The organism is Synechocystis sp. FACHB-383 (genome assembly GCF_014698605.1).
Taxonomy (GTDB): domain Bacteria; phylum Cyanobacteriota; class Cyanobacteriia; order Cyanobacteriales; family Microcystaceae; genus Synechocystis; species Synechocystis salina.
In genome coordinates this window covers 111,033-122,901 of record NZ_JACJTJ010000030.1, presented here as the reverse complement: position 1 = coordinate 122,901, position 11,869 = coordinate 111,033, and the positions used below count along the sequence as shown (strand labels likewise).

Genomic DNA, 11,869 nt, shown 5'->3' with positions numbered 1-11,869 from the left:
ACATTGGTTGGAATGGCCTGGGGTAATGCCTTCAGCGATACAATAGATGCCGCTGACGCCACAGCAAACCAAGCAAGCATTAATAAAAATCAGTAGAAAAGGAAACCCATGCGTATCTCTGTCAACTGGCTGCAATCCCTGGTTGAACTTAATTTGTCTCCGGAAGAGCTTGGGGAATTGCTAACGATCGCCGGTTTGGAAGTGGAGGAAATCGAAGATCGTCGAAGCTGGGCAGCGGGGGTAGTGTTGGGGCGAGTCATTTCTAGGGAAAAACACCCCAATGCGGATAAATTAAGCGTTTGCGTGGTGGATATTGGGGCAGAGGAACCCTCCACCATTGTCTGTGGAGCCCCCAATGTGAGGGCAGACATTCTAGTGCCAGTGGCTACCCTGGGCAGTTATTTACCTAAAGTAGATCTGAAAATTAAGCCAGCCAAGTTAAGGGGCGTAAAATCCTCCGGCATGATCTGTTCTTTGGCAGAGTTGGGTCTCAGTAAGGAGTCGGCGGGCATCCATATCTTTGCCGATTTGAATTTGCCCCTGGGTAGTCCCGTGGGGCCTCTGCTGGGCTTAGATGATGTGATTTTGGAAATTAGCCCCACTGCCAACCGGGCCGATGCCCTCAGCATGGTGGGGGTAGCTCGGGAAGTGGCGGCCCTCACCGGGGGTAAGTTAAGCCTGCCGGAAGTGGAGGAAGTCTCAATATCGGACCAGGATTTGCCCATCAGTGTGACGGAAACCCAAGCTTGCCCGGCCTATGTGGGCACTGTGATGCGGGGGGTGAAAGTGGGTCCTTCCCCGGATTGGTTACAACAAAGATTGTTAGCGGCGGGGACCAGACCCATCAATAACGTGGTGGATGTGACCAACTACGTACTCTTGGAATGGGGCCAGCCTCTGCACAGCTTTGACCAAGATAAATTGCAAGCCCTAGGGGCCGGAGCAGATATTCACCTGGGGGTGAGGTTTGCCAAGGCAGGGGAAAAGTTAATTACCCTGGATGACCAGGAACGGACATTGCAACCCCAAAATTTATTAATTACCGCCCATGACCAACCAGTGGCGATCGCCGGGGTGATGGGGGGAGCGGCCACGGAAGTGGATGAAAATACTCAAAATATTGTGCTGGAAACTGCCCTATTTGATGGGGTCACCATTCGTAAATCCAGTAAGGCCATTAACCTCCGTAGTGAATCTTCCACCCGCTATGAACGGGGCGTGAACCAGTGTGAATTGGAAGTGGCTCTGCATCGGGCGATCGCCTTAATGACAGAATTGGCCGGGGGCACAGTGGTTCGTCAGGGTAAGGCCGATCAACGGCAGAACCTAGGGGAAGCCGTAATTAATCTGCGTTTGGAACGCCTTCAACAATTGCTGGGTAAAGTGAATACCCCCAATGGTATTGGCGAGATTAATGCTGAAGATGTGGAAAGAATTTTGACCGATCTAGGCTGTGGGTTAACCCGACAATCCGATAGCGCTAGTCCAGTGTGGGCTGTGACAGTGCCCTCCTACCGCCAACGGGACATTGAACGGGAAATTGACCTCATTGAAGAGGTGGCCAGGCTTTACGGCTATGACCACTTTTGTGAACAGTTACCCAACAATGCGGTGCCCGGTGGTTTATCCCCCACCTATCAAGCTGAATTGGCCCTGCGGGAAGCCTGTCGGGGTGCTGGTTTAACGGAGGTGGTCCATTACTCCCTCGTCAAACCCCAGGGACCCGAAGTGGTATTGGCCAATCCCCTCTTTGCGGAATATTCCGCTCTCCGCACCAATTTACTCGATGGTTTGATCACCGCCTTTGCCAATAACCAAGCCCAAAATAATGGGGCCTTGAATGCCTTTGAAGTGGGTCGAGTTTTTTGGCAAAACGAAGGGGATATTGGTGAGGCGGATCACCTGGCGGGCATTTGCGGCGGCCCCCAGATTACCCAAGGCACCTGGCCCCAGGGCGGCAAACCCCGATCCATGGGTTGGTACGATGCCAAAGGTTTATTAGAAGAAATTTTTCAGCGTTTGGGTGTAACGGTCACCTACAACGGCGATCGCCAAGACCCCCGCCTCCATCCCGGTCGCACTGCCTTATTAAGTTGCAATGGCACAGTGTTAGGTCAGTTTGGCCAACTCCATCCCCAATTACGGCGAGAAAAAGGTCTGATTGATGAAGTTTACGCCTTTGAAATCGCCTTAGCCCCCCTATACCAAGCCATGGAAACCCAAATTCTGGGTACGCCCCATTTCCGTCCCTACTCCCCCTACCCAGCGGTGGCCAGGGATTTGGCCCTCTATGCTCCCCTGGAATTAACGGTGGCGGAACTTACCCAAGCCATGGTCAAAGCCGGTGGCAATTTACTCGAACAGGTGGAATTGTTTGATGAATACCGGGGGCAATCCGTCCCGGCTGGACAACGCAGTCTCGCCTTCAGTTTGGCCTACCGGGTCGGCGATCGGACCCTCACCGATGCCGATGTGGAACCCCTCCATAATCAAATCCGGGAGGCGTTGACCAAGCAATTTGCCGTTAGTTTACGCAGTTAAAAAGGCTTGGAAAAGCTCCTCCAAACCTCTAAGACTGGGGGAAATTGGACAAAAGTTTCCCCATTATTGCCATAGCTTTAGTGGGGTGATTTTTTGGGAAAACTAAAACTTTGCCAATGGGCTTATATAGTCATTTCAAATAAGACTGAGATTGAAGTCATTACAATAAGAGCGGATAATTTCATCAAGGCTTGTTCCTTCTGGAGCGTACATTCTATTCCTTTTTAATACACTAAAATCATGCTCGATATCATTTAAATCAGGAGAATACTTGGGTAAAAAGACAACCAGATGACCTGCTTCATTAGCTAATTCTCTAATAGCTGTTTTACGGTGAATAGGAGCATTATCCATTATTGATATTGATGGAATGCCGAGTGACGGTAACAAATATAAACTTAACCAACTTTCAAAGCCTTCTGCATTCATACTCCCGGTAAAAACCATCGGTGCAATCAAATCTTTTTTTCCTTTTCTTCTTTCTGCCACTAGATTTTCTCGGACTCCCCTTTTTCCTTGTCTATCTCCATAAATTTTCTTTCCTTTTTTTGACCAGGCATAAATACAAGCTTCGATTGCTTCAAATCCTGATTCATCTATGTAAACTATCGCCCGACTACCATAGACCTTGATTAACTCCCTTAATGTTCTATAGTACTTCATTCGTTCATCTCGGTTTCTTTCTCGATAACGTAGTTCTTTTCTTTTCTGTTTATTTTCATTTTCTTTAATGCATAACATATGGCACTCGGCCTTACTTTAAATTTATTGGCTCTGTCTATCAATCTTGCATCTGGATTTTCTTCTACATCTTTTTCTAAAGCTTTCCAGTCTAATTTTCTATGGCGACGCTCTACTTTTGTTGGATTTAGATCCACTCTACTTAACCATCTGTATATTGACGCTCTTCCTATCTTATATATTTTGGCAGCCTCGGTTATACTTCCTCCAGCTTCCACATAATCTACTACTCTTTGCCTTAAGTCTAAAATATGAGTCATTGTTTAAATCCTTTAACTCTTACGACTTATTGTTTAACGATAAATCGTCTCATTGTCAATTGAAATGACTATATTATAAGAAATCGGGCTAACTAATACTCCACACTGCCCCTAATAATGCCAGTCTAGAAACCAGATGACAGTCTATAAGTTGTTGACTTGCAAGGATTTTTTAATGAATCTTAACTTCAATTCTGGTTAGTTGCTGTGCTTTATCCTGTTGTCGAGATTACAAACTGGATTCACCCACAGAAAAAATCAAGAAACCCTCTGGAAACAGAGGGTTTTACCCAAAAATATGAAGTTAACTTTTAGCTAATTAAACTCAATCAAAGCTTTAGCTTTTTTCAAAGAAATCAACCAAGGGCGGCAGAAAATGCAATTCCTTCCCTGACAAAATTGGGGTTTCCTATCACAGAAGAAGTTTCCCCAGGAGCAGTGAACAGATAAGTACCGGGAACACCTACACTCTGAAAACGAGTGAAATCAGCGGTGCCGTTGCCTGTGCCTGGTCCATAGGCATAAAAAGCAAGGCCTTCTTCAACAAAATTGCTCAGGTTGGGGTTACTGCGAATAGCTACCGCTTCTCCTTCATTGGCAAACAGGTAGGTGCCAGGCAGACTAGTATTTTGAAAACGGAAGAATGCCTGTTGTAATGGATCTGTTTTTTGTAGAGCCACCCGAAAAGCAATGCCTTCCTCTACGAACTGACTTAAGCCAGGGTTACTCCGAATAGATGAAGCTTCACCTGCACTGACAAATAAATAGGTGCCAGGCTGATTGGTATTCTGAAAACGGAAGAAAGGAGAGGTTAAAGTATCGGCAAGACTTGGATTCGGATTGGGGATAGGGTTTGGATTCGGATTGGGAATAGGATTTGGACTCGGATTGGGAATAGGACTTGGACTCGGATTGGGGATAGGATTTGGATTCGGATTGGGGCTAGAGCTAGTAGAAACACTAAAAATATTTAACGTCCCAGCAGTAGTGGGCATACCTAATGTCGTAGATCGGGATTGAAAAGATACAAATCGTCCATCTGAACTTATTATGGGGTTACTAGCAGGAGCATCAGCTTGTTCTCCATTTGTTCCTAAACTCACACGTTTGATGGAGTTGTCAATGCCGTCCCAGACAAATATGTCAGTTACACCATTAGTGTCATTTGCAACAAGGCTTGAATCATCAGATGCAAAGGCGACAAAACGTCCGTCTGCACTAATGCTGGGAGTACGGCTAGCGCCTTGGGTTTGTATGCCCCCTGGGCGCAAATTAATTCGCTTATTCGTGCCATTGTTGACGTTGTATACAAAAATGTCCCGCTGACCGTTGGTATCACCAGCAACTAAATTACTTGCGTCTGATTCATAGGCGATAAAGTTACCATTGGCAGAAATTGAGGCATTAAAACTACCACCATTCGCCCCCACCAAGGGAGCAATATTTTGATTGAAAGATACTAATGTTAAAGTCTCACCTGCATTAGATGCACTAAATAGGAAAATGTCTGAGAATCCATTGTTCCCAAATGCCGGACCAGGCATTAATTCATTTTCAGGAACAAGAGACTGAAAAGCAACAGTACCCATTTCGCTAACCGTGCCATTGGTACTAGAGCCGGGGCTGAAAGGATTACCACCAGAGTTACTTATTTGGCTAACCCATGTATTAGAATTGTTGACAGTATCAAATAAAATTATATCAAAATCACGATCGGCATCATCTCCTGAACCCGTTGGGATTGTGGCTGTAGTTTCATAGGCTATAAACCGGCCGTTGCGGCTAATTTTAGGATTCCTGCTACTACCATTGATGTTATTGTTAGTATTAAATGGGGTAACAAGACTGAAAGTTGGGGGATTACCAAATAAATTCGTTGCTAGGTAAATATCGATGGATCCCGTACTAGGATTACTGTATTGGAAAACCACTCTGGTTCCATCCCCACTAATCGATGGATTTTCATTTCCGTTAATGCTTATTGAGCCGACGGGTCCCCTCAGAGTTAAATTTATGTATGTCTTAGTAGAAATGTTGTAAATGTAGACATCGTTTAGGTTATTATCATCAATACTTCCTATCAAATTTGATGCCAAGGTATCAAAGACAATAAGATTGCCACTATCGTCAAACACCCCTCCCAAGGAAGATAATTTACTATTATCATTAGCGGCGGTGTTGTTACTTCCGAATGTAATTAAGTTAGTTACCATGAAATAAGATCCTGATTTAGAGTCATCAACAAACACAGAAGTTTAATTTGGTGGAAGTTCTAATTTAAACTAAAGATCACAAAAACCTAAGCCGATAAGTTGACTTTCAATTAACAAGTTATATTACCTATGGCCGACATGGAGCTTCAAATAAATGTACTATTCAGCGAGTTAGGGAATTTATAATATTGTAAGCTTATTATCGAAAACTGGACTAACTAATACTCCACACTGCCCCTAATAATGCCAGTCTACAAGCCAGACGATAGTCTATAAGTTGTTGATTGGCAAGGATTTTTTCATGAATCTTAATTTCAATTCTGGTTAGTTGCCGTGCTTTATCCCGTTATCGAGATTACAAACTGGATTCACCCACAGAAAAAATCAAGAAACCCCCCGTTTCCAGAGGGTTTTACCCAAAAATATGAAGTTAACTTTTAGCTAATTAAACTCAATCAAAGCATTAGCTTTTTTCAAGGAAATCAACCAAGGGCGGCAGAAAATGCAATTCCTTCCCTGACAAAATTGGGGTTTCCTATCACAGAAGAAGTTTCCCCAGGAGCAGTAAAGAGATAAGTACCGGGAACACCTACACTCTGAAAACGAGTGAAGTCAGCGGTGCCGTTGCCTGTGCCTGGTCCATAGGCATAAAAAGCAAGGCCTTCTTCAACAAAATTGCTCAGGTTGGGGTTACTGCGAATAGCTGCCGCTTCTCCTTCATTAGCAAACAAGTAGGTGCCAGGCAGACTAGTATTTTGAAAACGGAAGAATCCCTGTTGCAATGGATCGGTTTTTTGTTGAGCAACTTGAAAAGCAACCCCTTCCTCTACGAACTGCCTCAAGCCAGGGTTGTTGCGAATTGCGGCGGCCTCTACCTGGTTAACAAACAAGTAAGTTCCGGGTTGATTAGTGTTTTGAAACCGGATAAATGGGGTATTAAGTAGGTCCGCGGGATTGTCATTAATCAGGACTGACGCAGTGTTAGGCCCCTGACTCACTGTCACTACATCGCTTAGGGTATTGTTAGTGAGGTCCCCCACAGCTATGGAGTTAGGTCCACTGTCTACGGCAAAGGTAGCAGCGGATTCGAATGTTCGATCACCATTGCCCAATAGTAATGAGACATTATTATTGCTGTTGCTGGTTGTGACAATGTCTAGATTACCGTCGTTATTAAAATCCCCCACACCGATGGAAGAAGGAGTACCTGTCGTATTTAGGAAGATTATACCACCGAACGCTCCGCCACCATTACCAAACAACACCGATACGTTTCCATTATCTTTCGCTGTGGCAATATCTAGGTTACCGTCGTTGTCGAAATCTCCCACAGTCACATCGATAGGATTGGTTCCGGCATTAAAGTTGGTCGGAGTAAAGCCACCACTGCCATTGCCTATTAGTACCGAAACACTATTGTTATTGCGATTTGCGGTAACTAGATCCAGGTTACCGTCATTGTTAAAATCTCCTGCAGCGATAGCGAAGGGATCTGTGCCTCCTATATTCAAGTTAAAGAAACTTGCGCCCCCAAACGTGCCATTGCCATTACCCAACAACAACGATACCTCTGAGGCCGCATCTTTCACTGTGGCAATGTCTAGATTACCGTCATTGTTGAAATCTCCTACGGTTACATCGATAGGATTGCTTCCTGCAGCAAAGTTGGTCGCAGTAAAGCCACCATTACCATTACCTATGAGCACTGACACGCTATTGTTGTTGCGATTTGCTGTCACTAGGTCTAGGTCGCCATCATCGTTAAAATCCCCTGCAGCAATAGCAAAAGGATTAGTACCTCCTATACTCAAGAAAGTAAAGTTTGGAGTCCCAAACGTGCCATCACCATTGTTCAACAGCAAGGATACGTTTTCGTTATTTTTCGCTGTAGCTATGTCTAGAAAACCATCACCGTTGAAATCCCCCAATGTTACAGCAATAGGATTAACGCCTGTGTCGTAAGTGATGAAGGGGTCAAAACGATCAAGAATGCCTTGGTAAATCTCTAAATGCGATCGTTCAAATGCTAATGATTCCGGTATTTCACCCGTAGTCATTTCTAGCAACCAATTACCACCGAGTTCTTTAGACCCTGTCTTTGTGGCTGAAGCTGCGATAACTGCGCCAGTTAACTCACTCAACTGATGAATGAACTGTTTACCAACATTCCCCTGCGCCACTTGGCAACTGTAGAGGGCAATTTCCTTGACGCCCCACTCCATTAAAAGACGGGAATATGCTGCTAATTGCTGAGAGTTTAAGGGATTTTTTCCGAGGAAAATTGTACCAGGTTCGCCGTGGGCGGCGATCGCCAGCTTAGTTGCCCCTGTTTCTGCCAATAACTGGGAAATAGTGGTTATGGCATCGGTCTGACTATTTAGTGTGTGAGCAACAACGCCGGGCAATAAGGCGTCGTACAGAGTCTCTAAGTCTTGAACCCGTTCGTCCAAAACAACAAGTGTATTTCTCTGGTCTATTGTTGATGACAATAACGAACGTCGGTTTTTTTCCATTAAAATTTTCATGATGATTTGAATCCGTTTAATGTTTTCTTGGAGAGAATTGCTTTCATTGTTAGGCTGTCTAACGTTTTCTCCTTCAATGGCAGTCCCAACAAAAGTGCCCCTCTAAGCCTTGGGGCGACGATCGCCGAAAAGCAAAAATTTTCAACCAACTTTGAGTCCCATACTAGTTGCTATAACAACAACCTGCAAGGATTATCTTCATGAATCTTAACCTCAACTCTAATTAATTTCTCTATTTCATTTTGTTGTGGAGATTGGAAATTAGAATCACAAAAAAATGAAAAAAAATTTAAATAGAATAGAGGAACCAGAAAAAAACTAGATTTTACGACTGGTTTCAGGCACTAACAAATCCTGGCGGATGAACACTACTTCTTTCTGCAAGAGGGTACCATCAATCGGCGATCGCCATTCGCCAGTTTCATCGTAATAACGGAAACCCAATTGCTCCAAGAGATTAAGCATCTCTAAAAAGACCAAGGCATTTTCGTCGTAGCGGACATAGGAAAGTTCTGCCACCACTAGATCCACCTGCTCGAGGAAAGTGTTTGCCCCCGCCAAAACAATATGTTCGGCGCACTGCACATCAAGTTTGAGGATGCCCCGCCCTTGGAGATTTTCTTCCTCAGCCACCTGGTCGAGGGTTTTGACTGCCACTGTCACCGTTTCATAATCCCGAAAGTCTGCTGGGGTGAGTAGGGAACTACCGTAAAGATCAGGGGAAACCTGAAAACTGAGTTGCCCTGACTCATCAGAAACGGCAATTTCTAAAAACTTAGCTTTGGGGATGTTTTTAAGGTAGTAATTACGGGCGGCCTGTTCATAGCGATTAATCAGAGGATCAATCAAAATAAACCGTGCTTCGGGAAACAGTTGGCTGGCGGTGTGGGACCAAATGCCGTGGGAAGCCCCCACATCCATGACAAAATCTGGACGATAATTATTAACCTTTAAGCGCCGCATCACTTGATACACCTGGGCATAATCTTTGTAGATCAGGCTGGGTACTGGAGGTTCAATGAAATGCACTAAGTCAATCGGCGATCGCCGAAAGAGGGATTCAAAGCGGTCATCGGCGGCCTGTCCTTCAGCCAGGGAGTCCCAAATCCAACTATCAATATTTTGATCTCCAAATTTTTCCGCCACGGCTACGGCATTTTCCCTAAGAACTCTTTGACGTTGGGGGTCTAACACTTCGGCCACGGCGGCCCCAAAACTCTCTGGGGTATAGTCACAGACCACCCCAATCTGAAAACGATTAATGAAACTAGCGGCGGAAGTTTTGGCACTTCCCATCAAAATTACTGGGGTGTTAGATGTGGCCAGGGCAAATAAAATCCTTCCCGGCAAACTCAGTTGGGAAAGCTGGGGCTGGTCGTCGCGCTCATCCATGGTGCCAGTGGGAACCACAATGAAAGGATATTCTTTCAGCTTTTCCACCAATTTATCTTCCGGAAAAAGCCCTTGGGGATAAATACCTTTAGCCCGTAAATCTTCATTACATTCCGTCAGCCAATAATATTTGGAGTTACCATACCAATCTAACTGCACACCAGCTTCCTTCGTACTGCAGCAGAGGTCAGCAAACCATTTTTCACTCCAAATACTACCTAATAGAGCACCCCGTTTTTGTTCACAATTGTCTGAAGTGGGTTGAAAAATTTCTGTTTTGATTAACCCATGGGGAACCACCGCTGGCAAAATCCAAAACTTTAAACCAAATTTATTTTCGTACGCATCCCGCAGTTCCGGATGGGTGGCAAAGCGCACATCTGCCTTTTGCAAAAATTCCTCCATGAGGGCATCGGGAACATTGTTGACCCGAACATTTTGATCATCCATGATCCAGACGGCCAAGGGCACTCCAAATAATTCCTTAATGGCGATCGCCGTCAGCACATCCTCCCTGTAATAAGGAACACAAAAGATCCGGCTAACTTCGTGGTCAGCGAAAATTTGGGCAATATTGGTGAAAACTTGTTTACGACTCCAACCCCTCTGGGAAAGATGGTAAGACTCGAGACCAAAGTTATGGTCACCGCCGTAATGATTGTCAGATCGCACAGAAACAATTTGCCCATCGTTGGGAAATACCCGCTTGATCAAAGCTCCTGTGCCGTGGCGATAGGTGACTTCGTTGGGGGTAATGACCACACTGGCATCAATGATCTTGGCCGGTTTTTGTTGAACTTCAAAACGTGCATCCATAGCTTGACCTTGGGCAAGGGAATCCCAAATCCATTGGGCAATGCCGTCTGCACTGAGGTTTTTCCCAAGCTTAAAAGCTTGTTGGCGAATGCGCCCTTGGTTTTCTAACAAGTAATCAATTTTGGCGGAAAAGTCCTCCGGTTGGTAAGCACAGACAACACCAATGCCCTGGCTCTGGACAAATTGGGCCACGGCACTTTCGGGGGAACCCACCACCAGAATTGGTAAATTGGCGGTGGCGGTGATAAAGCAACTGCGGGAAGGCAGGCTTAGTTTTGTTAACTCTGGACGATCGCCGCTTTGGTCAGAATTACCTGTGGGAATAAGGGCAAAATCAGCGGTTCGGAGGATATTAATCAACTCATCTTCCGGCACAAAGCCCTTAAAGTTAATGCCGTCTTCCCCCAACTCTGCTTCGGTAAAATTTAGCCAATCCCGGTTGGGGTTACCATACCAATCAATTTTTACCCCCGTGGCTCGACACAAAGACCGCAGTTGATCTAACCATTGTTGACTCCAGACATTGCCAATCATCACTCCCTGGCGCTCACTCGGCGATCGGTCCCAGCTCTGGGGTGGTTCAGTTTGGAGTAAATGCCCCTGCACCACCGGAGGCACAAACCAAAACTTACGCTTAAATTTGGCTTCGTAGGCATCACAGAGGGGACGGGAAATTCCTAAGCAAATATCAGCTCGGTACAATAATTCTTCTACCAAACTATCGGGAACCTGAGGAGAGTAAATATTTTGATCGTCCATGATGAAAACACACAATGGACAGTTATACAGTCGCTTTAAGGCAATGGAAATTTGATAATCCTCTGGGAAATAGGGTACCGATAAAAGTCTTCGGGGAGCGTAATAATGCAACAGCCACTGCACCTGTTGGGCAATGGTGACAAAACTTTCTCCCTGCACCAAAAAATGGCGATCGCCAAACTCCTGTTGCCCGCCGTAAAGATCATGGGAGCGAATTGTCAATAGCTCGTCAGAGTTGGGAAAAAGTCTTTGTAGTAAAACCCCCACCCCATGATCAGCATTAATTTCACAATGGCTGATAATTATGTCCCTTTCCAAAGAATGAATACTACGGCCGAGAGCTTGGAGGGCATCGGCTAGCTCCTGCTGAAGGATGTAGTGATTCTCAGTTAATCCGGCTAATTCGGCCATGGTGATAATTAAAGGCTGTTAAAAAATCAGTAAAAGCAACAAAATTCAATTGCTTACCACGAGCTTTGACCCTGGAATCATAGCACACTGGTAAGATGATCAATAATCGAAAAACAACAACAAAAAGCGACTTCTCCCGTAGAAGAAATCGCCATAGAAATAGTTTCTGTAAATGTCAAATTGTTATTGAGTTAACCCCGCAAAGGTAGGT

Annotated in this window: 4 protein-coding genes and 1 pseudogene; 1 reads left to right on the top strand and 4 read right to left on the bottom strand. The window is 45.1% G+C overall.

All coding sequences use genetic code 11. The annotated features are described in order from the left end of the window. Positions 1-108: 108 nt before the first annotated feature. Positions 109-2,541, top strand: a complete 2,433-nt coding sequence (gene pheT, locus H6G45_RS08695) for a phenylalanine--tRNA ligase subunit beta (RefSeq protein WP_190598058.1) — start codon at positions 109-111, stop codon at positions 2,539-2,541. A gap of 135 nt (positions 2,542-2,676) precedes the next feature. Here the strand turns inward: pheT and H6G45_RS08690 are convergent. From H6G45_RS08690 to H6G45_RS08675, 4 genes and pseudogenes are all read right to left on the bottom strand, one after another. Beyond that, positions 2,677-3,542 (bottom strand): annotated as a pseudogene (locus H6G45_RS08690) (IS630 family transposase). Between the two features lie 356 nt (positions 3,543-3,898). After that, a complete protein-coding gene (locus tag H6G45_RS08685) occupies positions 3,899-5,791 on the bottom strand; it encodes a PD40 domain-containing protein (protein ID WP_190598057.1) in 1,893 nt (630 codons plus the stop codon). Between the two features lie 446 nt (positions 5,792-6,237). Beyond that, positions 6,238-8,280, bottom strand: coding sequence for an FG-GAP-like repeat-containing protein (locus H6G45_RS08680; protein WP_190598056.1), 2,043 nt, complete (start codon positions 8,278-8,280; stop codon positions 6,238-6,240). A 318-nt stretch (positions 8,281-8,598) separates the two neighbouring features. After that, entirely contained in the window at positions 8,599-11,658 is a 3,060-nt protein-coding gene (locus H6G45_RS08675; RefSeq protein WP_190598055.1) for an FkbM family methyltransferase, read from the bottom strand. Positions 11,659-11,869 lie beyond the last annotated feature (211 nt).